The 21,934-nt window shown below is 63.0% G+C and carries 19 protein-coding genes; 6 read left to right on the top strand and 13 right to left on the bottom strand.

What is annotated here, in order from left to right; translation table 11 throughout:
• Positions 1 to 14 precede the first annotated feature (14 nt).
• Positions 15 to 1,043 carry a heat-inducible transcriptional repressor HrcA gene (hrcA, locus tag DEHOM01_RS05465; protein ID WP_061211864.1) on the bottom strand — a complete coding sequence of 343 codons (1,029 nt, stop codon included), beginning with the start codon at positions 1,041 to 1,043 and terminating at the stop codon, positions 15 to 17.
• 125 nt (positions 1,044 to 1,168) lie between these two features.
• Between hrcA and DEHOM01_RS05460 the strand changes: the two genes are divergently transcribed.
• On the top strand, positions 1,169 to 2,050 hold the full coding sequence (locus tag DEHOM01_RS05460) for a DUF3097 domain-containing protein (RefSeq protein WP_061211863.1): 882 nt from the start codon (positions 1,169 to 1,171) through the stop codon (positions 2,048 to 2,050).
• A 45-nt stretch (positions 2,051 to 2,095) separates the two neighbouring features.
• Here the strand turns inward: DEHOM01_RS05460 and hemW are convergent, their stop codons facing one another.
• From hemW to lepA, 3 genes are read right to left on the bottom strand one after another with little or no spacing between them, the layout of a single operon-like run.
• On the bottom strand, positions 2,096 to 3,283 hold the full coding sequence (gene hemW, locus DEHOM01_RS05455) for a radical SAM family heme chaperone HemW (protein ID WP_061211862.1): 1,188 nt from the start codon (positions 3,281 to 3,283) through the stop codon (positions 2,096 to 2,098).
• Complete coding sequence (locus tag DEHOM01_RS05450) at positions 3,267 to 4,040, bottom strand: MOSC domain-containing protein (RefSeq protein ID WP_061211861.1); 774 nt, start codon at positions 4,038 to 4,040, stop codon at positions 3,267 to 3,269. Before DEHOM01_RS05450 ends, hemW begins: the two co-directional genes overlap by 17 nt.
• Before the next feature lie 10 nt (positions 4,041 to 4,050).
• The gene (gene lepA / locus DEHOM01_RS05445; protein WP_061211860.1) at positions 4,051 to 5,892 is read right to left on the bottom strand and encodes a translation elongation factor 4; all 1,842 of its coding nucleotides are present in this window, start codon (positions 5,890 to 5,892) and stop codon (positions 4,051 to 4,053) included.
• Between the two features lie 235 nt (positions 5,893 to 6,127).
• On the opposite strand from lepA, the gene DEHOM01_RS05440 reads away from it, so the two are divergent.
• Positions 6,128 to 6,616 (top strand): type II toxin-antitoxin system PemK/MazF family toxin, encoded by a 489-nt coding sequence (locus tag DEHOM01_RS05440; RefSeq protein ID WP_369405730.1) that lies wholly within the window; start codon positions 6,128 to 6,130, stop codon positions 6,614 to 6,616.
• Positions 6,617 to 6,869: 253 nt separating this feature from the next.
• Complete coding sequence (rpsT, locus tag DEHOM01_RS05435; RefSeq protein WP_016664452.1) at positions 6,870 to 7,136, top strand: 30S ribosomal protein S20; 267 nt, start codon at positions 6,870 to 6,872, stop codon at positions 7,134 to 7,136.
• Positions 7,137 to 7,349: 213 nt separating this feature from the next.
• Here the strand turns inward: rpsT and holA are convergent, their stop codons facing one another.
• The gene (gene holA, locus DEHOM01_RS05430; RefSeq protein ID WP_061211858.1) at positions 7,350 to 8,339 is read right to left on the bottom strand and encodes a DNA polymerase III subunit delta; all 990 of its coding nucleotides are present in this window, start codon (positions 8,337 to 8,339) and stop codon (positions 7,350 to 7,352) included.
• Positions 8,340 to 8,447: 108 nt separating this feature from the next.
• Here holA and DEHOM01_RS05425 point away from each other — a divergent pair, with 108 nt between their 5' ends.
• A complete protein-coding gene (locus tag DEHOM01_RS05425; protein ID WP_082738736.1) occupies positions 8,448 to 9,242 on the top strand; it encodes a sulfite exporter TauE/SafE family protein in 795 nt (264 codons plus the stop codon).
• A gap of 18 nt (positions 9,243 to 9,260) precedes the next feature.
• Here DEHOM01_RS05425 and DEHOM01_RS05420 read toward each other — a convergent pair whose 3' ends face one another.
• The 8 genes from DEHOM01_RS05420 to DEHOM01_RS05385 all read right to left on the bottom strand — a co-directional run bounded on the left by DEHOM01_RS05420 (position 9,261) and on the right by DEHOM01_RS05385 (position 19,737).
• The gene (locus tag DEHOM01_RS05420; RefSeq protein WP_061211857.1) at positions 9,261 to 9,959 is read right to left on the bottom strand and encodes a GntR family transcriptional regulator; all 699 of its coding nucleotides are present in this window, start codon (positions 9,957 to 9,959) and stop codon (positions 9,261 to 9,263) included.
• 81 nt (positions 9,960 to 10,040) lie between these two features.
• Positions 10,041 to 12,311 carry a ComEC/Rec2 family competence protein gene (locus DEHOM01_RS05415; RefSeq protein WP_167346648.1) on the bottom strand — a complete coding sequence of 757 codons (2,271 nt, stop codon included), beginning with the start codon at positions 12,309 to 12,311 and terminating at the stop codon, positions 10,041 to 10,043.
• A gap of 88 nt (positions 12,312 to 12,399) precedes the next feature.
• Positions 12,400 to 13,236 carry a helix-hairpin-helix domain-containing protein gene (locus tag DEHOM01_RS05410; protein WP_061211855.1) on the bottom strand — a complete coding sequence of 279 codons (837 nt, stop codon included), beginning with the start codon at positions 13,234 to 13,236 and terminating at the stop codon, positions 12,400 to 12,402.
• Between the two features lie 94 nt (positions 13,237 to 13,330).
• Positions 13,331 to 13,999 carry a vitamin K epoxide reductase family protein gene (locus DEHOM01_RS05405; RefSeq protein WP_061211854.1) on the bottom strand — a complete coding sequence of 223 codons (669 nt, stop codon included), beginning with the start codon at positions 13,997 to 13,999 and terminating at the stop codon, positions 13,331 to 13,333.
• A complete protein-coding gene (locus DEHOM01_RS05400) occupies positions 13,992 to 14,972 on the bottom strand; it encodes an NAD-dependent epimerase/dehydratase family protein (protein WP_082738734.1) in 981 nt (326 codons plus the stop codon). Before DEHOM01_RS05400 ends, DEHOM01_RS05405 begins: the two co-directional genes overlap by 8 nt.
• The gene (locus tag DEHOM01_RS05395) at positions 14,969 to 17,632 is read right to left on the bottom strand and encodes an alpha/beta fold hydrolase (protein ID WP_061211853.1); all 2,664 of its coding nucleotides are present in this window, start codon (positions 17,630 to 17,632) and stop codon (positions 14,969 to 14,971) included. The genes DEHOM01_RS05400 and DEHOM01_RS05395 overlap by 4 nt, the downstream gene beginning before the upstream one ends.
• Positions 17,626 to 18,651: a 3-oxoacyl-ACP synthase III gene (locus DEHOM01_RS05390; protein ID WP_061211985.1), complete on the bottom strand. Its 1,026-nt coding sequence runs from the start codon at positions 18,649 to 18,651 to the stop codon at positions 17,626 to 17,628. Before DEHOM01_RS05390 ends, DEHOM01_RS05395 begins: the two co-directional genes overlap by 7 nt.
• A 114-nt stretch (positions 18,652 to 18,765) precedes the next feature.
• The gene (locus tag DEHOM01_RS05385) at positions 18,766 to 19,737 is read right to left on the bottom strand and encodes a sugar phosphate isomerase/epimerase family protein (RefSeq protein WP_061211852.1); all 972 of its coding nucleotides are present in this window, start codon (positions 19,735 to 19,737) and stop codon (positions 18,766 to 18,768) included.
• An 82-nt stretch (positions 19,738 to 19,819) separates the two neighbouring features.
• Between DEHOM01_RS05385 and DEHOM01_RS05380 the strand changes: the two genes are divergently transcribed.
• Positions 19,820 to 20,431: a thymidine kinase gene (locus DEHOM01_RS05380; protein WP_061211851.1), complete on the top strand. Its 612-nt coding sequence runs from the start codon at positions 19,820 to 19,822 to the stop codon at positions 20,429 to 20,431.
• Positions 20,432 to 20,472: 41 nt separating this feature from the next.
• Positions 20,473 to 21,327, top strand: coding sequence for a pyridoxal kinase PdxY (gene pdxY, locus DEHOM01_RS05375; protein ID WP_061211850.1), 855 nt, complete (start codon positions 20,473 to 20,475; stop codon positions 21,325 to 21,327).
• The last annotated feature ends 607 nt before the right edge of the window (positions 21,328 to 21,934 follow it).

Below are 21,934 nucleotides of genomic sequence, written 5' to 3'. Positions count from 1 at the left end.
GTTGGGTTCAGTTCTTAACCGATGAAACGGGAGATGTACCGCGCGACAGCGCGCACGGAAGAAATCGAGGTCACGTAGTCCATGCTCGAGGGGCCGAGGATCGCGATGCGCGAGGAGGGGGAAGCGGCGCCCGCAGTTTCGGTATAGGCGCTCCCCACAAGGGCCGCTCGCTGAAGGGCATCGCCCGAAACGCTACTGAGTTCCTCGCCGATCAGCACATCGACCTCGCCGAAGTTCGAATGCATTTCGCCGAGGAGTCGAAGGAGCACGAGCTGTTCCTCGAGCAGGTCAAGCATCGGCCCGACCTCGCGAGAGAATTGCTCGCCGCGCGCAAGGTTCGAGACTCCGCCGACGATCATGCGATCCTCGCGGCGAGAGGCGAGCAGCTCTCCGAGCGTGTCGAGCACCTCGGTCGCCGCGGCGCGGGTCGATTCGGATTCCGCGTCGAGGAGTGCGTCTAGATCCCCTCCCACGGAGGTCACGGGCCTTGACGTGCATACCCGATTAATGCGCTCGCGAAGCCTCTCGTAATAGGCGGCCTCTTGGGGGTGTGTGAGCGAGATCGTCTGCTGATCAACGCGCCCCGCGTCTGTGATGAGCACGACGAGCAGGAGAGTCTCGGATGTCTTCACGAGCTCAACGTGGCGCACGTGTGCTTGTCGCAGCGCCGGGTACTGCACGACCGCCACTTGATTCGTGAGACGCGACAGCAGGCGCACCGTGCGCGAAAGAAGGTCGTCAAGGTCGTGGGCGCCGTCGAAAAACGTCTGAATCGCGCGCCGTTCAGGAGCCGAGAGGGGCTTGACTTGCGCGACGTAGTCGACGAAAACGCGATAGCCCTTGTCGGTGGGAATGCGACCTGCCGACGTGTGGGGCTGCATAATGAGGCCCTCTTCTTCGAGCACGGACATGTCGTTGCGTACGGTCGCCGCGCTGACGCCGAGTTCGTGCCGCTCGAGCAACGACTTCGAGCCCACCGGTTCGCGAGTCGCCACGTAATCTTCCACGATTGCGCCGAGGATGCTGAGCTTGCGCTCATCCATACTTCTCATCCTTTCGCGCGTTAGCAGTCACAGGCTTCGAGTGCCAATACTACGCGTAGCGCGCGACCCTTGCACGGTGTGGCGATCCCCTGTGAGCGAACACGCCCCTGGTAGCGTAAAGCGCCGTGAATATCGATCGATACGGCCACGACGTCCTTTCCGGTACCGGGGATGCCTTTCACCCGAAACGCCCCGCGAGCAGGGATGTCCCAGCCGAGCGCGGGCTCGTTGTCGAGGATGTCCAAACCGGCTGGGTCGGCGCCGTCACGCGCGTGGAGAAGTCGGGCGGTATCCACATCGTCGAACTCGAGGATCGTCACGGGCGCCTACGCACGTTCCGCCTCGGCCCTGGTTTTCTGATCGATGGAAGGCCCGTTCGCTTGACCCCGCCCACGAGCGGCGGTCCGACGGCTGCTCGGCAAACGTCGGGCCCTAAACGAAGCGCGTCGGGCTCAACCTATGTCGAAGGAGCCCGTGCCCGCGTCGCGCGTGGCTCCCGGATTTGGGTCGAAGGCAAGCACGACGCCGAACTCGTGGAGAAGGTGTGGGGGCACGACCTGCGCATCGAAGGCGTAGCTGTCGAAATGCTCGATGGCGCCGATAACCTTCTCGAGCGCGTTCGGGCTTTCCGGCCGGGGCCGGACCGCAAGCTCGGCGTTCTCGTGGACCACCTCGTTGCGGGATCCAAGGAAACCCGCATCGCCGAGAGCGTCATGCGCGAGCCGGGGATGCGAGAGCACGTTCTCATCCTCGGTCACCCATACGTCGATGTGTGGCAAGCCGTGAAACCCGCGCGCGTAGGGCTCGAGAAGTGGCCCCACATCCCCAAGGGAACGGACATCAAAGTCGGCTCGCTCAGAGCGCTCGGACTTCCCGCCGAGTCGCAAGGGGACATCGCCGAAGGCTGGCAGAAGATTCTCGGGCGGGTGCGCTCGTACGCGGATGTCGAGCCAACCCTTAGCGGCCGTATCGAGGAACTGATCGACTTCGTCACCGCCAATCCCTGAATTCCATAGGGGTTGTGGGGGTTTGATTGGTGGCGGCGGCGCGCGTTAGAGCGCTGCGATATCGCGCGTAATGGCATCGGCGACAAGCCGGCCGGCGTCGGAAAGCCTCACGATCCCGCTATCCCATGCACTCGCATCCAACCGCCCCTCTGCCACGTGCTGCACGAGCACCTCGCGTGCCTCGCTACGTGAAGTAAGCGGGTTGCTCGCCGCCTCGAAACCCTCCCTTATACGCATCTCGAGCATGAGGCGCTCGAGCGCGCGATCCTCCAGCGAAACGTTCTCGAACCCGTCAACGGGCAAACGCCCGGCGGCGAGGGCCGCGGCATAGCGTGAGGGGTGCTTGAGGTTCCACGAGCGGTAGCCGTCGCGGTGTCGATGCGCGCCGGGGCCGATCCCCCACCAGTCGCGGCCCCGCCAGTAGGCGAGGTTGTGGCGGCACTGAAACTCGTCGCCGCGCGCGAAGTTCGAGACCTCATACCACTCGAAGCCCGCGGCTCGCGTGCGGTCGGCGATGAGCTCGTAGGCATCGGCCATGAAGTCCGGATCGGGCTCGCTGAGTTCGCCGCGGCGCAGCTGGCGAGCCATTTTGGTGTTGCCCTCGACGATGAGCGAGTAGGCGCTCACGTGATCCGGCTGCATCTCGGTTATCGCCCCGATGGTGGTCTCGACGTCCGTGAGCGTCTCCCCCGGCGTCCCATAAATCATGTCGAGGCTCACCTGAAGGCCCGCCTCCCGGGCCCACGCGACAGCCCTCGGGACGGATTCGGGGTTGTGGGTACGGTCGAGGATCGCGAGCACACGCGGCACGGCCGATTGCATGCCGAAGCTCACGCGCGTAAACCCAGCATCGGCGAGGCGGAAGAGGGAGTCTCGGGTGACGGAGTCGGGGTTCGCCTCGGTTGTCACCTCGGCGCCCGGGGCGAGAGGAATAAGCGAGTCGAGGTGGGCGAGCATGCGCGCCTGTTCCTCGGCGGGCAGGAGGGTGGGGGTACCTCCTCCGAAGAACACGGTGTCAACGCGGTCGTAAGTGAAGCCCGACGCTTGATCGTCCGCGAGCGTGCGCTCCATTTCGCGCATCGCGTTATCCGGATACTCAGCTTGCGAACCTCCCCCGCCAAGCTCTTTTGCGGTGTAGGTGTTGAAGTCGCAATACCCACAACGCACCGCGCAAAACGGCACGTGAATGTAAACCGAGAGTCCTCGGTCGTTCGCGCTAGTTTCCCCGGCCATCGGTGATGAGCGAGGCGGGGAACTCGAACGCGATATTGGCGCTTTGAAGCGCCGCGAGGCATCCCCTCGCCATCGACGTGTACACGGGCGTTTCCGTGTCTCGCGCCCAGCTCAGGAGCGCCTTGGCGCTCGCCGGATCGATCTCGCTCGAGAGACCGCGGAAGATCTCGCCTATGCTTACGCCGTGCTCGGGAACCGAAAGCACTTCGATTTCGTCACCCGGGCGCACAACGCCCTCGCGTACAACGCGGAAGTACGCCCCCGACTTTCCGTAGGCATTGAAGCGGCGGCCCCATGGCCCTTGGGGCTCAATTCCCGCCTGCTTGGCGAAGCGCCCCATCCACACGGCGAAAGTCTTGCAGGGCTGGCGCGGCACGCTTGCCTCAAGCTCTGCCCCGCCGATGCGCCAGCGCGAGCCAATGATGACCTCGTCGGTATCGATACCCTCCGTGACGAGATTTTCGCCGAAGGCACCGTCGGGCAATCCGCTCAAACCTTCCCGGCGCGCAAGTTCCTCCCGCGTTTCGCGCGCAAAGGCGTATACGGCCTTGAAAAGGCCTCCGTGGTGTTCGGTATCGCCCTGCACGTCGCCGAGCACGCCGTGCGTGAGCAGCTTGATGCCTTCTTCTCGCGGAACTTTGCTGATTCCCGAGCGAATGCCCGTCTCCTCGACGTGGAAGAGCGAGTCCACCGTGCACGTCGAGAGCACGCGCGCGGGGCCCTGGGCAATCGCGACCGAAAGCGGTTCGACGTTCATCTTCGTCCCCTTACTTGTTCTTGCCGTCGGACGAGCCGCCATCCGAGCGCAGCGCCGCGATGAAGGCCTCCTGCGGCACGTCGACCGAGCCGATCGACTTCATGCGCTTCTTACCTTCTTTCTGCTTCTCGAGCAGCTTGCGCTTACGGGAGATGTCGCCCCCGTAGCACTTGGAAAGCACGTCCTTGCGGATCGCGCGGATGTTTTCGCGCGCAATGATGCGCGAGCCGATCGCCGCCTGGATCGGAACCTCGAACTGCTGGCGAGGAATGAGGTTCTTGAGCTTTCCGGCCATCTCGACGCCGTAGTGGTAGGCCTTATCGCGGTGCACAATCGCGCTGAAGGCGTCCACCGTCTCGCCCTGAAGGAGCATGTCAACCTTGACTAGGTCTGCCGCTTCCTCACCCTGCACGTCGTAATCGAGAGAGGCGTAGCCCTTCGTTCGGCTTTTGAGCTGGTCAAAGAAGTCAAACACGATTTCGGCAAGGGGAAGGGTGTACCGAAGCTCCACGCGGTCTTCGCTCAGGTAGTCCATGCCCTTCATCGCTCCGCGCTTGGACTGGCACAGTTCCATAACGGTGCCCACAAATTCCTTGGGCACGAGGATCGTAGATTTCGCGACGGGTTCGCGAATCTCGTGCACCTTGCCCTCGGGAAAGTCCGAAGGGTTGAGCACCTGGACTTCGGTGCCGTCCTCCATAGTCACGTGGTAGATCACGCTCGGCGCGGTCGATATCAGGTCCAAGTTGAATTCGCGCTCGAGCCTCTCGCGCACAATCTCAAGGTGAAGCAGCCCAAGGAAGCCCACGCGGAAGCCGAAGCCAAGCGCGGTCGAGGTTTCTGGCTCGTAGTTGAGCGCGGCGTCGTTGAGTTTGAGTTTGTCGAGCGCGTCGCGCAGCGCCGGGTAGTCGGAGCCGTCGATCGGGAAGAGCCCCGAGAACACCATCGGTTTCGGTTCGGAGTAGCCGGGTAGCGGTTCTTCGGCGCCGCGCAGCGCGGCGGTCACCGTGTCACCGACCTTCGACTGGCGCACATCCTTTACGCCCGTAATGAGGTATCCGACCTCGCCGGGACCAAGCCCCTTCGTGGGCTTCGGCTCGGGTGAAATCACGCCGAGCTCGAGCAGTTCGTGAGTCGCACCGGTCGACATCATCTGGATTTTCTCACGCGGGTCGAGTTGCCCGTCGACCACACGCACGTACGTGACAACGCCCCGATACGTGTCGTACACGGAATCGAAAATCATCGCACGCGAGGGCGCATCGATCTGCCCGTGGGGCTTCGGGATCGTGCGCACAACGTGATCGAGAAGTGCCTCCACACCCTCGCCGGTCTTGCCGGAAACCCTGAGCACATCTTCCGGGTCGCAGCCCACGAGCTGGGCGATCTCCGCGGAGTACTTTTCGGGATCAGCGGCGGGCAGGTCGATCTTATTGAGCACGGGGATGATCTCAAGGTCATTATCGAGCGCGAGGTACAGGTTCGCGAGGGTCTGCGCCTCGATGCCCTGCGCAGCATCAACGAGCAAGATCGCGCCCTCACATGCTGCGAGCGAGCGCGAGACCTCGTAGGTGAAGTCCACGTGACCCGGCGTGTCGATCATGTTGAGCGCATAGGCCTCGCCATCCACGACCCACGGCATGCGCACGGCCTGGCTCTTCACCGTGATGCCGCGCTCGCGTTCGATATCCATGCGGTCGAGGTATTGGGCCCGCATCGCACGCTCGTCGACGACCCCGGTGAGCTGGAGCATCCGGTCAGCGAGGGTCGATTTTCCGTGATCGATATGCGCGATAATGCAGAAGTTGCGAATCCTCTCCATGGAGGTCGCGGCTGGCTCAATCTCGCGCATGTTCGCGGGGGCGCTAGTCAACGGGAATCCTTTCGACGGGCATAGATGACTCCATTGTCCCATGCACGGACAGTTTTGGCCCGTTCGCGCGGGCCCGCGCACGGGTTGATACGGTCACATCATGAGCCTTTTCTCCTCCCTCCGGTCCATCGCGGGCTCCCTTGCCCGAAACCGTCAAGTGCAACGCGCCGCGCGCCGCCTTGCGCGGGAGGGGGTGCGCACCCTCGAAGGAAAAATGAGGGGTTCCGACGGTGGCCGGGCAAGCGTCGGGCCAGATTCGTACGCCGATGCTCGCGCGAGCGACGCCCGAACCACTCTCCCCGACCGTGCCGGCAACGCTCCCCTGACCATCACGTACGCACCCTCCGCTGATGGCAATCCGGATCCGGGTGAAATCGTGTGGGCATGGGTACCGTTCGAGGAAGACCCCTCGAAGGGCAAAGACCGCCCCGTACTCGTGCTTGCCGACGAAGGCAACGGCGTGATCGTGGCACTCATGCTCACCTCACGCGACCGCGGCAAGGGCGATCACACTGATGAATACGGCAACCGCTGGGTGGACATCGGCACCGGTTCGTGGGATGCCAAGCACCGCCCTTCGGAGGTGCGAGTCGATCGCCTCATTAGACTCGAAGCAGCGAAAGTGCGACGAGAGGGCGGCAAGCTCGACAAGGCCCGCTTCGACCGGGTGGCTAATGCCACACGCGAAGAGCACGGTTGGTGAGCTGAAGCTCTGGGCTTTCGCCGCAGCCGCTGGTAAAGTTGACGGCTGTATGTGTGAACATACTGCGCTGCGTGCGGCGCACTTTCGCCCCTTTCGTGTCTCTGGGGCAGAGTGCTGCATGCGCCGGCGTGAGTTTTTCCGTTCGTGATGCGAACGTTTGACGTCTCCAGGCGACACCCCACCGCCCGTCCCCGTCGAGCGCGAGCACCTCTCATGAGCGGCGTTTCACCTCAACATCTAGAAAAGGCACCTCGTGGCAAACATCAAGTCCCAGATCAAGCGCAACAAGACCAACGCGAAGGCTCAGGCACGCAACAAGGCGTACCGCAGCGAGCTCAAGACCTACGTGCGCAAGGTTCGCACCGCGGTCGCTGCCGGCGATGCGGAAGCATCGACCAAGGCTCTTCGTGAGGCTTCGCGCAAGCTCGACAAGGCTGTGTCGAAGGGCGTCATCCACAAGAACCAGGCTGCAAACCGCAAGTCGGGTCTCGCAAAGCTTGTAGCGACGCTCGAGAAGTGAGCATAGTTCTCGCGTTTTAGCCTGACGTAAGGCCCCGCTTCGGCGGGGCCTTTTTCGTTGCCTTGTCGGCAATGGATCGACCCGTGCGTCGACCTACCTAGCCGAAGATGATCCGCACCTGCGCGACGAGGTCCTTCGCGAACGACAGCACGAGAAGAAGCGTGAGAAGCGCACCACCCACCACCCACAGAGCGGTTCTCCAGTCGAAACGATTCATGCCCGGCTCCTCCTCGCGCGCGAAATCTCAACGATAAGGCGTTGAAGCGCCCACATTGGGTCACGATCATTACCCTTGACCGCGGCATCCGCTGCAGCGAGGGATTCGAACACCGAGGCGAGCGCTCGCTCCGAGTAGTGGCGGGCGAGCTGAGCGTTGTTGCGGAACATCCAGTCCTGCATGCCTGTGCTCTTTGCCGACGCACCGGGAATCGCTGCCTGCGCCACCTGCCTGGCCTTGCGCACAATCGTCGCGACGATAGCAACGGGAGACAGCCCCGAGAGTTCGGCTTGGCGAAGCAGCACGAGCGCTTCGCGTTCTTTGCCGGCTAGGCAGGCGTCGGCGATCGCAAAACCCGTTGTCTCCGCGCGACCTGCCGTAAGAGCCTCGACGTGCCGCAGCGTGATGGGACCAGCCTGCTGCCCCGACTCGGGCTCGGTGTCGCGCATGAGTTGGGTGCTCACGGCCGCTAGTTCCATGAGGTCCGCCCCAAAGGCATCGACGAGGGCTTTGACCGCATCGGAGTTGACGCGGCGCCGCGCGCGTGAAAACTCGCTCATCGCGAAGGTCATCTTCGCTTTCGCGGTTTTGATCTCTGCTGCGTTCACCCACGGGGCACCCGATTTCTTCACGGCGTCGAGGAGCTTCTTGGCGCGCTGATCACCGCGATTGATGAGCACGAGCGTGACGTCCTGCTCGGGACTCTTCACGTATTCCATAAGAGCGTTGATGAGAGGCTCCGCGCCGCGCGTGACCTCGTCGATGATGACGAGGCGGGGCTCGCCGAACAGCGAGGGGGCCGTGCATTGGAGCAAGTCGCTCTTCGAGATCTCAGTCGAGATGAAACGGTGGACCTCAAGGTCCGCGTGGCGTTCGCGACTGAGGTGGACGATGCGTTCGAGCGCGCGCTGGGCGAGGAGCGCTTCCTTGCCCGCGATGAGCACAACGGGCGCGGGTTCGATACTGTGCCACTGGACTTCGGCCATGGGGAGAGTCTATCGACCACATGGCTCACGCTGTGCGCTTGGCTTGAGGTCAGCGACTACGGTGACCTAGAGCGCCTGAATGTATACAACAAACTGGAGGTGTGACCCGTGTTGGGTTTGAGCGCGCTGCTGCTGTTCGTCATGGGCATACTCGCGGGCATCGTCAATGCAGCCGTCGGATCCGGCTCTCTCCTCACCCTTCCCGTGCTCCTCGCACTCGGCGTCCCGCCCGGCGTGGCCGTGCGCACCAACACGATCGGCATGTCCTTCGCGACAGTCGCCTCCGTCCTAGGCTTTCGCAAAGAAATCGCAGCGGAGAAGCGCCACCTCGTCCCCCTCTCGATCACCACGATCGTGTGCGCGAGCGCAGGCTCGATAATGCTCCTCCTCTCCCCCTCGAGTGCTCTCGACATCGTCGTACCCATTCTCATCGTCGTTGCGCTCGTCCTCGTCATCGGTCAGCCCTATCTGACGGCGTGGCTCAATAAACGGCGCGAGGCCGACCCTGGCACGCAAACCGGCCCCGTCGGCGAGGCATACGAAAGCCCGTGGCTCGTCGCCCCCATGGGGGCGGCCGCAGTCTATGGCGGATACTTCACCGCTGCACAGGGCGTTCTCTACATGGGCATCCTCGGCATCGCCACATCCCGCAGCATGAAAGACGTCAACCCGGTCAAGAACCTCATGCAGCTCTACGTCAATACGACGGCCGCGATTGTCTACCTCGTGGCGTTTGTGTTTTTCGACGCGCACGTGTGGTGGGCTGGCGTCGCCATTCTCGCCGCGGGCGGGATGATCGGCGGCTATGTTGGCTCGCACGTTGCGAAGCGTCTACCGAACTCGGTGCTGCGCGCGACCATCGTCGTCGTCGCCCTCGTCGCGCTCGTGCGACAGTTTGTATAGGAAAAGTGAAGGCGCTAGTTACCGATCCTCGTCGGCCAAGCTCGAGAGGCTCGCGAGGAAAGCATCGCGCGACGCCTCCAGGTGGGCGCGCATATGCGTGGGCGCGTTGTGCGCATCTCCTGCGCGCACGAGATCGTAAATCACTTTGTGCTGATCCCAGGCAGACGTGTCGCGCGTAACCGTGAAGCCACGATGCGCGCTATGAAGCCACTCCACGCGCCCGCCGATCTGCTGGAGGATGTGACTCAGCACAGGGCGCATGGCTAGATCCGCAAGTCCCTGGTGCACGCGGAGATTCGCCTCCGCGATTCCAGCACCGTCTCGATTCGCAAACGCCTCGTCGCCTTGCGCGAGGGCATCCTCAATTTCCGTGCACAGACGGCGCGAACGCTCGACATGAGCGGCCCCGGGAGCGGAGAACTCGGCAAATCGCGCGGCTGCGTCCCGCACGAGTGAGGTTTCGAGGGTGATGCGGAGGTCAAAAAGCTCGCGCGCATCGTCAAAGGGCGGGTGGGCCACGCGGGATCCGACGTTTGCCCGCGTATCAACGAATCCCTCCGCCGTGAGGATGCGCAATGCCTCACGCACGGGGACGCGCGACAGCTCAAACTCCTTCGCCAAGGCAACTTCACGAAGCGGAGTGCCGGCCTCGTATTGGGCAGCGATAATTCGCTTGCGCAGGGTGGCGGTCACGGTCTTCGCCGCGGCATCAGACACGCAGAACTCCTTCGAAGATCAACAGCGGAATCCCGCTACATAGGCATGAGCACAGGCCATGCTACATCGGCCTGTTGAGCGTCATTTCGTGCGCACCGTCCAGCCCGCGTCCGTTCTCGTCAACACCAGCATCCCCTCCTCGTCGGTACGTCTAAGCACTGTTCCTTGTCGCTCAAACATCGCGAGCGTCTTAGGGTGCGGGTGTCCGAATGAGTTCTCACCAACGCCAACGATGGCAAGCGGGGCGTGAGCTGCCTCGTAAAGCTCCGGTGCCTGCCGGCGGGAGCCGTGATGCGCAACCTTGACCACTTCAACAGGTTTCACCGCCCCCGAGTGCGCAAGCCTGGCTTGCGCATCCGGCTCTAGATCCCCTAGCGTAAGTGCGCTCCATTCCGGTGCTTCCACGCGCATCGAAATCGAACAGTCATTGAGCGCCGACTCCTCACCCCCGCCCTCGCCTGCCCCGAGGGCTCTCGCTTCCTCGGCTGAACGCGGCCACAGCACCGTGAGAGAAACACCTCCGACGGTTTCCGCGCGGGGCGCGAGCACGGTGTCCACTTCAGTTCGAGGGAGCTTCGCTTTCGTCGTGGTATCGAGCGGGCACACCCACGCCCGCCGCGGCGTACGCTCTCCCGTCAACGCCGGTATTCCGCCGTCATGATCAGCGTGAGGGTGGGTCACGACGAGGAGGTCGATCGCTCCGACTCCCGCACGGTCCAAACATCGGGCGAGCATGTTCGGGTCTGGTCCCGTATCGATGAGTACGGTTTTTCCCCCGGCACGCACGAGCATTGCATCGCCCTGCCCAACATCGCACATCACGACATCCCAGTCTTCGACGTCCCCGGGAATCAGCGTGGAGACTCCCCCGAAGAGGGCGATCACTACGAGGAATGCGAGCGCCCAGCGCACCTCGCGGCGCGTGCGCAGCCAAAGCGTGAGCCCTACGACGATGAGTACCCCTGCCGTGGACAGTGCACCTCCCGCGCCGGCCGGCAACGCAATGTGCGCTCCCGGAAGTGCGGCACTCACCTGTGCAATGAGCACGAGAACGTGCGCACCTGCCCCCGCAAGGGCGAAGAATGGTACCCCGAGCGGCGCCCACACATGCGCGACAATAATGCCGACAAAACCGCTCACGGTTGCGGGCGCCACGACGAGTTCCGCGGCAATATTCGCCGGCACAGCCCACACTGACGTTTCGGGAGCAAGCAGGAGCAAGACCGGCGTGCATGCTGCCTGGGCAACCGTCGGAACGGAAACCACAAGCGCGAGATTGCGAGAAATTCTCTCGCGACTGACCTGCCGGATAACCTCAGCAAGCGGAACCGAGAGCGCGAGAATAGCCGCCGTCGCGCCCACGCTGAGCACGAAGCCCACCTCTCCCACGAGCGCCGGATCCATGAGGCACCAGGCGAGAACGGTGAGCGCAAGCGCGTTGAGAGGCGGCGTGCGAAAACCTGCGTAGCGTCCAATCATGAGAGGAACGGCCATGAGTGCGGCTCGCAGCAAGCTGGGCTCCGGGCCCACCGCAGCCACGTACACGGCGATCCCCGCAGCCGCCGCCAGAACCCGCGCTTTGCGGCGCACGCCCACGGCAAGCAGCGGCAGCGTGACAAAAGCATAGGTCAAAGCAATATTTGCACCCGAGGCAGCAACGAGATGCGTGAGCCCGGAGGTCGCCATATCGTCCTTCACCTCTCTGGCAAGGCCCGCCGCGTCTCCGAGGGTCATGCCCACGACGAGCGATGCTTCATTGGCAGGCAAAAACGAGGAGGCTAGCCGTACAACCTCTTTTCGCTCTTCTCGCCAGGAGTCAAGGACACGCCCTACGGCGGCAATCACCCCCTCATCCTCAGCAGGTCGTGGCGGCACCTGCTCCCATTCGGCAATCTCAAGAAAGAGCGTGGAGCCGTCCTTATCGGCATACCCCCGCGCCCGAAGCATGTCCCCACGTCCAAGCGAGAAGGGATCGCCCCCACGCGTGTGTTTCGACCAGGTGAGCACGATTCGTGTCTGCCTCGAAATCGCTTTGTCTCCTGCACCGACCGTGATCTTCGAGAGTTCGGGCTGGCTCGATGCACGTGCAACCGTCGTATCCCACGCGGCACCTCGCGCGGGCTGTGACGGTGACTCGCGAAGCGTCACCACGACCTCGCTCACAACGTTTCTTTCGCGAAGAGCCTCATCGAGACTCAAGTGATCGTTGTGCACGCGGGCAACCGGCCCTGCGACTGCTGCACCAAGAACAACGGCAAGCAGCGCATGTGCCCGCAAACGTTTCTCTCGCACTAAGGCCAGGAGAAGCGCCGGGATGACGACGGCGAGAATTACGACAGGACCGAGAGACACACTCGCAATGGTTGCCGGCCAGAGCACAGCGGCGTGTGGAATGAGGCTCAGCCCCCTCACGGGCCTCACACCACACCCGTTCATGCCCTCAGATACTGATGCGCTCACGAAGTTTCTCGAAGATGGCAGGACCGATCCCCTTGACGTCCTGGAGCTGCTCGATATTTGAGAACGGGCCGTTCGTTGTGCGATGCTCAACGATTCTTGCGGCGATCGCGGGGCCCACGCCGGGAAGCTCGTCGAGCTCGCTTTCGGAAGCCGTGTTGATGTTGACGAGAGCGCCGTCCCCGCCGGCCTCCGCTCCAGGGCCCGAGGGGGAAGGTTCAACGCCGGTCGCGGGGCTCGCGATTGCCGCGGGGGTCTCCTCCCCTTGGCGCGGCACGTAAACCTGTTCGCCGTCGTTCACGACGCGCGCGAGGTTAATTCGGCCAAGATCGGCGTCCTCGGTGGGCCCGCCTGCTGCCTCGAGTGCATCGCCGACGCGCACTTCTGACGGAAGTTCGACGAGCTTCGGTTGCTTGACCGCCCCCACGACGTGAACCACCACCGTCTGCTTTCCGGAAGCGGGAGGATTCGAGGCCCCGGGCGCCGGTGGAACCGAGGCGGGTGAGGTTCCATCCGGCGCCGCCCCCTCATCTAGAGCCGTCGTCGCTTCCGGTGTCCCCTGGGGAGTTGGCGCGGTGACCGCGACCGTGTCGTCATGCGGCGTCATCGACGTAGCCATGTGTGCCCCACCGAGCACGAGCACACCCGCGGTAAGGATCCCGAGTATGACGCGCGGGTCCTTGAGTGCTGACCATCGAGGACCCCGACGTACGCCGGATCCTTCGCGTGACCATTCCTCAAGGTCGTCCCACGAGCGTGTGTTCGCACTCGTTCGTGCATCTGCGCGGTGTCGCCTCTCGCGCCCCTTCGTACTGTTCATAGCCTCCACGCTAGGAACGAGGAGCGCCCACGAAAAAGCCCCGGCGATCCACTGGGGACAACCGGGGCTTGTGGAGCCTGGAGCGCCACAGGGCCTAGAAAAACATCGCCTGCCATTCGGGCAGAAACATGAAGAAAGCAGCCACGATAACCAGGGCGTACCACGCGAGCGAAAGCGCGATCCAGGAACGCAGCACGGTGCGCACGAGCCCGCGCACCTCGATGATGCCCTCCTCCACAAGGAAGGTCACGAAGGACCAAAACATGGGTGGCACGACCGCCCACACCAGGAGGCACCACGGGCACAGGGCGTGAATGGCGAATAGCGCGTTGCTCGAGAGCCACACAACGAAAGCAAACGCGAAGGCGAGCCCTCCGAACGTTGCCCACTGGAACCACCGCGGAAGCGCAAGGCCCGAAAGGTGCAGTGCGCCGACGACACCCATGATCGAGAATCCCATGAACCCGAGGTACATGTTCGGAAAACCGAACGTCTGAGCCTGCCACGTCTGGATAAACGTCCCGCACGAGATGAACGGGTTGATATCGCAGGCTAGCGACGCATTCGTGTCCGCGAGAATCGCGAGCTTATCTTGCATAAGCGCGAATGACGCGATGATCCCGAGGACAGACCCGATGAGCAGCACGAGCCCAACGGTGCGCTGAGAAGCTCGAGGCTTCGCGTCTTGCTCAGCGCGAATCTGAGCATCAATGGCCGCAAAATCCTTCTCGCCGTAAGGAGAAGTCGTTAAATCTTCAGTCACGCGCCTTATCGTAATACGCTTTGAGCTTCGCGAAGCCTTCATCCATACTTACGCGCGGCTTCCACTGCAAACGCTCGCACGTGCGTCGCTGATCAAACCAATGCGCTGTCGACAGCTGCTCCGCGAGGAACTCGGTCATAGGTGGCTCATCGTAGCCGGGCCGCAACTCCCACGCCTTCTCGATCACGCGACCCGCAACGCGTGCGAGCGGGCCGGGAACCGTGATTCGCGGGCGCGAGACACCGGCCGCATCGCACAACCCCACCACGAAGTCGCGAACGGTGCGCGGCTCGCCATTCGTAATCACAAAGCTCTCTCCGTGCACGTCTTCGATCCGCTCGAGTGCCGCGACGAATGCCTCGGCGGCGTTATCGATGTACGTCGTGTCGATGAGCGCCATGCCCCGATCGAGAAGGGGCATCGTCCCCTTGCGGCCACGCTCGACGATGCGTTCCACGAGCTGGGTGTCACCGGGGCCCCACACGATATGCGGTCGCAAAGTCGTGACGAGCATGCCGTCCGTGCCGTCTGCCTCCATCGCCACGAGTTCAGCGGCGGCCTTCGTGCGGGCGTAGGGCCCGCGGGCGCGCGTAGGTTCAGGGGCAGTCGCGTCGAGCCCGACGATAGCCTCGCCAAAGTGGGCGACCGACGGCGAAGACGTGTTCACGAGCTTCCCGCCACCCTGGGCGCGAAGCGCATTCACCACATTGCGGGTGCCCTCGATGTTGATGGCGCGATATTCCTCCTCGGGGCCTGAAATGGACACCTTCGCCGCGAGATGCACGACCGCGTCGTTGCCGTCGACGGCACGGCGCACCTGGTCCGCCTCGGTAAGCGAACCGCACACGTCGGTGATGCCCTCGATTCCCGCGGGGCGGCGCTGGAACGCGCTGACCTCATGTCCCTCATCGCGAAGCCTCTTTGCGACCTCGCCGCCGAGCATCCCGCTCGCACCGGTCACGAGAACCTTCACAGCGCACTCCTTTCACCGGCCAGCTCGCGCGCGGCCCACGCCCCAAGGCGTGCGCGCTCGATCTTCGAGTTGTGGCGGATGTCGGTCGGGAGCGTCGTCGTTTCAAAAGCAGCCGTCACGGCAATACCCGTTGCCGCTTCAACGGCTTCGCGAATCGCGGCCTGGCGCTCGGGAGTCGCGGGCTTGGGCGTTTGGCCCTTACCCGGGCGGAACGTCGCCGGGTCTTCGTAGATCACCACGACCTGCTGCGTTCCCGCGGGGCCTACCCCGCATACACCCGCGCGACGCACGAAGTCGAGACTTTCCGCGGCCTTCTCTATCTGCACCGGAGTCACGGGGCCCGCCGCAGTCGTGACCACGTGTGCAAGGCGCCCCTCAACCCACAGGCGGCCCTCGGCATCGAGCTGACCGACATCTCCCGTCGCGTGATAGCCCTCGCAGCGCATCGACTCTCGCGTCGTATCCCACAGCATGAGGTAGCGGTCGCGAACGTGCGCGGCACGGACCATAATCTCGCCGACAACACCGGGCTTAGTGGTGACCGTGGAGGCTGCGCGGCCGTCGGACTCAAGCGGCGCAATCGCAAGCTCCACGCGAGGGACGGGCGCGCCCACGCACACACCGCTGCCCTCGCCCGCGGCTTCGATTCCTTCAAGGTCAATTGCGGCGACCGCGAGGCACTCGGTCATGCCGTACGGCGAGTACGAGTGCGCGTTCGGGAGCACATCGCGTAGTGCGCGAAGAAGCGGCGCGGGAATTGGTGCCCCCGCGCTAAAGAAGCTCGGCACTCGCGAAAGTGCCTCGCGCTGGCGCTCATCGAGCGCACCGGCCGTATCGATAATGTTTTGGAGCGCAGCCGGAGCAGTGAAGACTGCCGGCGAACCGAGCTCATCGACGGCATCGGCGAGGGCGCTCGCGGTGAGCTCGCCGGGGCGCGTCACGTCCATCTCGGGCACAATGCTCGGCGCACCGAGGGCCGGGCCAAGCAGTGCGAACGGCGCGAATCCGGCAACGAGCCCGCGTTCAGGACGCAGCTGAAGGGTGTCCCCCACCGCCGCGAACATCGCGCTCGCCTGCCGATGCGTGTACACGGCCCCCTTCGCGGGGCCGGTCGACCCCGATGTAAACAGCACGAGCGCATCCGCATCGGGATCAATGTCGGACCGCTCATCGCCGCCACCAAGAGCGTGAATCTGCTCGCCCTCGCGCATGAGCTCATCGATCGACGTGCTTACACCAAACACAGCGCGATCGATCGTGGGCAGTGTGCGCACGGAAATACGTTCACCAGGCCAACCGAGTGCGCGGGCTCCCGCAAGAGCAGTAGGGATCCCCACGACGTAGTCGATGTGGGCGCCCACAATTGCGCGCGTGAGGCCCTTAACCCCCAGGCCTGCATCGGCAACGACGGCAATCGCGCCGATCCGGAGGCACGCATACAGCACCGCCGTGAGGTCGGCGCCTGGCGTCACGAGAACGCTCACACGATCACCGGCCTTGATGCCATGCGCGCGCATTCCACTCGCAAGCTGCGCCACACGCTTTTCAAGAAGGCCCCACGTAATCGTGCGAGGACCCTCGGCGAGCATCTCGACGACAGCGGGCTCATACATCGTTGCCGGATCGTTTGCGCGCTCAGTAATGAGCGAGCCGAGACGTCGGTACTCGGGCTGTTCGGCAAAGCTCGAGACCGAACGTTCGCGATGGTCGGCACCGTTGATGAGCCGTTCCTCGAGCCAGCGCCGCACAAGCGGGGCGACGGGCGCGTCGTCCCACACGAGGTGCGAGGCGCCTTCGAAACGATGCACATCGGCATGCGGAACACGTTCAAGAAGATCGCGAAGGTATCGGTCCGAAAAGACAACATCGCGCGGCCCCCACACCATGAGGGTGGGAACGTCCATGCCCTTGAGGCCCTCCGCAAGGCGCTCAAGGGTCGCGCGCGAGGGGTGCTCCGCGCTCGCCGGAATATCGGCGACGAACGTTTCGATGCCCCGACGGCGCACTCTCGACCGATACGGCGCGTAGTAGCCCTCCCGCACCTCGCGCGGCAGCGGCGGCTTCGAGAGGTTTACGGTCGTGCGAAGGAACGCGTCCGTGCGCGACGTCGAGAACGGAAGGAAACCGGGGGCCGTTGCGAGCTGAAGTGAAGCCGGGAGCGACTCGCCAAGTTCCTGATGAATTGCGGTGTTCGTGAGCACCATACCGATCACGTCGTGGCGGTTGTCGAGTGCCCAGCCGATCGACACAATGCCGCCCCAATCGTGCCCCACTGTCACGACGTTGCCGGAAAGGCCGAGTGCATCCGTGAACAACGAAAGATCGGTAATGCGATCCTGCAAGCGTCGCTCACGTCCCGTGCGTTCCGAGTAGCCCATCTCGAGCTGGTCAACGGCAACGACACGCCAACCCGCTTCGAGCATCTCCTCGTTGAACAGGCTGCGATACAGGAAGGAGTAGGTGGGGTTGCCGTGCACGCACAGAAGCGTGCCGCGGGGCTCAATGCCCCGCTCGGCGAGTTGACGCTCGTTATCGAGATAGTGCCAGCGGCGCATATCACCGAACGAGTCCCGCACCTTCAGCGTGTGGTGCAATTCAGGCTGAACGCCGGGAAGATCGGGAACATCCTGCACGTCCTGGAAGGTCTTCGCGCTCACCACTGGACCTCCATCATCGCCGTGTTCAATCCCGAGCCGACGCCGAGGAGCAGAAGTTCATCGCCCTTCGCAAAGCGATCCTGGTTGAGGGCGAGAGTGAGCGGAACGGCCTCCGCGGCAATGTTGCCAAGTTCGGGGAACGTCACCGGAATGATCTCAGGGTTGATCCCCATGGCCTTCGCGAAGGCACGCGTGTACACCATCGACACCTGATGGGTGATGTACCACTGCTTATTCGAATAATTGCGACCGCTTTCCTCGGCGGCGCGCCACGTTTGCGTCACGAGCTCGAGGCCGTTTTCAAGGAGACCGGCCGTATCGGTACGCATATCGTCCATGTTGCCGATGCACAGCTCGTGGTGCTCGGTGCCCGCACGCGTTTGCGTGTGCACGATCCGGTGGCCATCCGGGTGTTTATCGAAGCGCCCCACAACGGCCGCAGCAGCGCCCGAACCGAGCGTGAGCGACGCAAACTGGTTATTGAAATCCTGGCGCGTCGAGTTCTTGTCGTTCAAGCGCGCAATGGTGCGCCGCTGCACTTCCTCGACATCCTCCGCGCCCACGATGAGTGCGTAGTCGATTTGACCGGCGTCAATCAGACCGGCGGCGAGGGTCATCGCATTAACAAAGCCGAGGCACGCGTTCGTGATGTCAAAGTTCATGCACGAGGCGGGCATACCGAGCGCCGCGTGAATGTGGGCACTCATCGCCGGCTCGAGGTGCTGACGCGAAACGGAAGCGTTGATGAGGACCCCGACGTCCTCGCGCGTAATGCCCGCGCTCGCCATCGCACGCTCAGCGGCAATCACGGCACCCTGTTTCCAACCGTTTTCCGGGTCTTTCCACCATCGCCGCTCGTACACACCGGCCACGCGTTGAAGCGTGCCCTTCGGCAAGCGAAGTCGCTTGCGGGCCGGTGAAAGCATCTCGTCGATCGAATCGGAAGTGACGGGAACCTGAGCTTCCACGGCGGAAACGGAGAGAATGGCGGCGTTTTTATGGTCAAACGCGGTGTTGGGGATCACTACTACTATTCGCTTTCGGTCTCGGTTCGCGCCTCTCAAAGCGCCCCATTATTGTCCACCGAAGCACTGGAGATTTGGTGAAAAATTGACCTGATCAGGGGGCAGCGAGGCTCAAACGTGACTGAGTTCTCTGCGGGCGAGCGTGAGCGAGCGTTTGATCGGGGCGAGCTTCGCCTCGAAGTTCCGGCTCGTGCCCGTCGCGATCTCCACAATGACAGAGCCGCCCCATCCTCGACGCGCGAGCCTTTGCAGAATTTCGGCAACCGGCTGGTCACCGTCGCCCGGCACCAGATGCTCATCGCGCAAGGTGTGCCCCGACCCATCGGTGAGGTGGAGATGGCTGAGCCGATCCCCCAAGCGTTCGATCATCGCGAGCGCATCGTCTCCAGCCGTCGACGCGTGCGAGAGATCGATCGTGAGATGCGCGTAATCCTCATCCGTGGGGTCGTGATCGGGGTAATACGGGAGCACCTCGCGCACGCCGAGGCGCCACGGATACATGTTCTCGACGGCAAGCGCGATTCCGTAGCGCTCTTCGAGTCCAGCAACGATCTCCACGAAATTCTTGGCGTAACGCCCCTGCCATCGAAACGGCGGGTGGGCGACAACCGTCGGAACCCCAAGATCCACAGCGAGGCGCATCGTGTCCTCGAGCTTCTTCTTGGGGTCAAGGCCGCCCGCGAACTGCAGAAAGAAGAGAGTTGGTGCGTGAAGCGACAAGATTGGAAGCTCATACACGCGAGTGAGGGTCTGAAGACGCATTGCGTCACGCGTTGCGGGATCGAGAGAACACATGACCTCAACGCCGTCATAGCCGGTTTCACGCGCCGCTTTAAAGGTGTCCTCGAGGCCAAGCGGGAAAAGCGAAGAGGTCGACAGGCCCACGGGAATCGTGCGGTTCGGGTGGGAGCCCCCGGGTTGGGCACCACCCTCGTTGGTACGGCCCGTTCCGTTGCCAGGAGCGGGTTCTCGGATTCCGACGCCTGCCCGGCTCCTCTCGCGCCAAACTTCCGAGTTTTTCCTCGCCTGATTTTTGCGGGTGAATACTTTTCGGCCGCCGGCGCTATCCTCACGTGTGCTCACGCCTTCACGCTAGCAAGGCCAGGTGCACTAAGGTTGGGGAGGATAGATTCGCGCACGGCGAAGGGACGCTCAGGAGGAACCGATGGCTAAGCTCCACTTCAAATACGGCGCGATGAATTCGGGAAAATCCGACACCCTCATTAAGGCGGCCTACAACTACGAGGAACGAGGCCTCGGCACGATCACGGTCAAGCCCGCTATCGATACGAAGGGCGAGGACTGGGTGCTCGCCCGCGGAGGCGCAAAACGACGCGTCGACGTTCTCATCGAGTCTGGCCATGACTTGCGAGAGGAAATCAAAGCGTTCATCGCCGCACGCCCCGACCGCGACTTCCATGTGGTGCTCGTTGACGAGAGCCAGTTCCTCGACCGCGACCAAATCGATCAACTTTTTCTCGTCGCGAAAAACGATCAGATTTCGGTGATTTGCTATGGGCTTCGCACGGACTTCCTCGCCTGCCAATTCCCTGGCTCTTCGCGACTTTTCGAGCTGGCCGACAACTTCGAGAAGCTACCGACCATGTGTCGATGCGGCTCTCAGGCCGAATTCAATTGCCGCAGCGTAAACGGCATGTTCGTATTCCAGGGAGATCAGGTGGCGATTGATGGCGCTGGCCGCGTCACTTACGAGTCCCTGTGCGGCACGTGCTATCTGGACGAAAAAGCCAAAGCGCTCGGCCCCTCCCTTTTCTAAACAGCGATGTGCCCCTTTCAACTGCCGTCAAGGAGAGACGCATGAAGATTTTGACGATCCAGTCCGCCGTGGCCTACGGACACGCGGGTAATTCTGCCGCTGTTTTTCCGCTGCAGCGGCTCGGCCACGAAGTATGGCCCGTCAACACCGTCCTTTTCTCAAACCACACGGGCCACCCGACGTTCCGCGGTCCCGTCATCGATGCGAAGGACGTTCACGAGGTTGTTTTGGGAATCGAAGAGCTCGGCATTCTTGGCGAAGCCGACGCTATCTTGAGCGGATACCAGGGATCCGCGGCTGTAACCGACGTGATTCTCGACGCCGTGGAACGCGTGAAGGCTCATAACCCGAACGCCGTGTATATCGCCGACCCGGTCATGGGCAATGCCGGCGAGGGATTCTACGTCGATGCCGATATTCCGCCGCTCATGGCGAACAAAGTCGTTCCTGCCGCCGAGGTACTCACGCCCAATCACTTCGAGCTTGGCGTACTCACGGGGACCGATGTGTCCACGCTCGAGGGCACGCTTCAAGCGGTCGAGCAGCTGCGTGCCGAGGGTGCCGAGACCGTGCTGGTGACGAGCGTGATCACGAAAGACACCGCCGACGGCATGCTCGAGCTCCTCGTCGCTGATTCGTCGGGCGCGTATCTTCTCGCAACCCCCCGCCTTGAGCGGAAGGTTCATGGCAGCGGCGATGTGACGACGGCTCTCTTCGCTGCGCATTTGCTCGGTGGCGCCGGCCCTGTCGAAGCACTCGAGAAGACGGCCGCTTCGGTGTTCGAGCTCATCGACCGCACGATCGAGGCGAAGGCGCGCGAGCTTCTCATCGTTGAATGCCAGGAGGCTTTCGTCAATCCGGACACGAAATTCAAGGCCCACCCCCTCCCTCACTGAATTCCATAGGGGTTGTGGGGGTTTGATGCCGCCCTCCTCGGATTGCATAGGGGTTGTGGGGGTTTGGGATGCCTAGAGATCACCGTTAGCGGCGCCTTTGCCCCTCCCTTCTTCGCCTGATTCGATCGCATTGCGAGTCGGCTCAAGGGAGTATGCCTAGGGCCGGTGGTCACTGGCTTCGCTGCCCAGGTCCGACGGCAGCCTCGGCCTCATTCCGCCCTACCTGTTCAGCTGGCTCCGCCTCTTGGATTTCCCAACCTCACCTAAACTCGCCTCTTCAGCTAGGGGCACCCCGACCTCACCCCTCTTCTTCAGCCCCTCTCGCCTTCCACACGCGGAGTGAATCAGTTGACCGCAAGAGGCGCTGATTGAGGTATTCCGCACCCATGAGAATCAGGGTGTAGAAACTCAGCAAAGCGCGTTAACCAAAGAACGTGCTTCGCCGGTGCCTATGCCCCAACCGCTACGGCATTTTCACGACAGAGCGAATCTGTCGTAAGCAGCTATTCTCTCGTGCACAACGCTGCTCATCAAGACCTTCAGTCAGTGTTTCTTCCGCGGCTCGGTCAACGTCTCTTTTTTGGCTTCCGGGTTTGTTGGGCCGAGC

It is taken from the genome of Dermabacter hominis NBRC 106157, from assembly GCF_001570785.1.
Lineage (GTDB): Bacteria > Actinomycetota > Actinomycetes > Actinomycetales > Dermabacteraceae > Dermabacter > Dermabacter hominis.
Note: the sequence above shows the minus strand (reverse complement) of the source record. Positions and strands in the feature narration are given on the sequence as shown.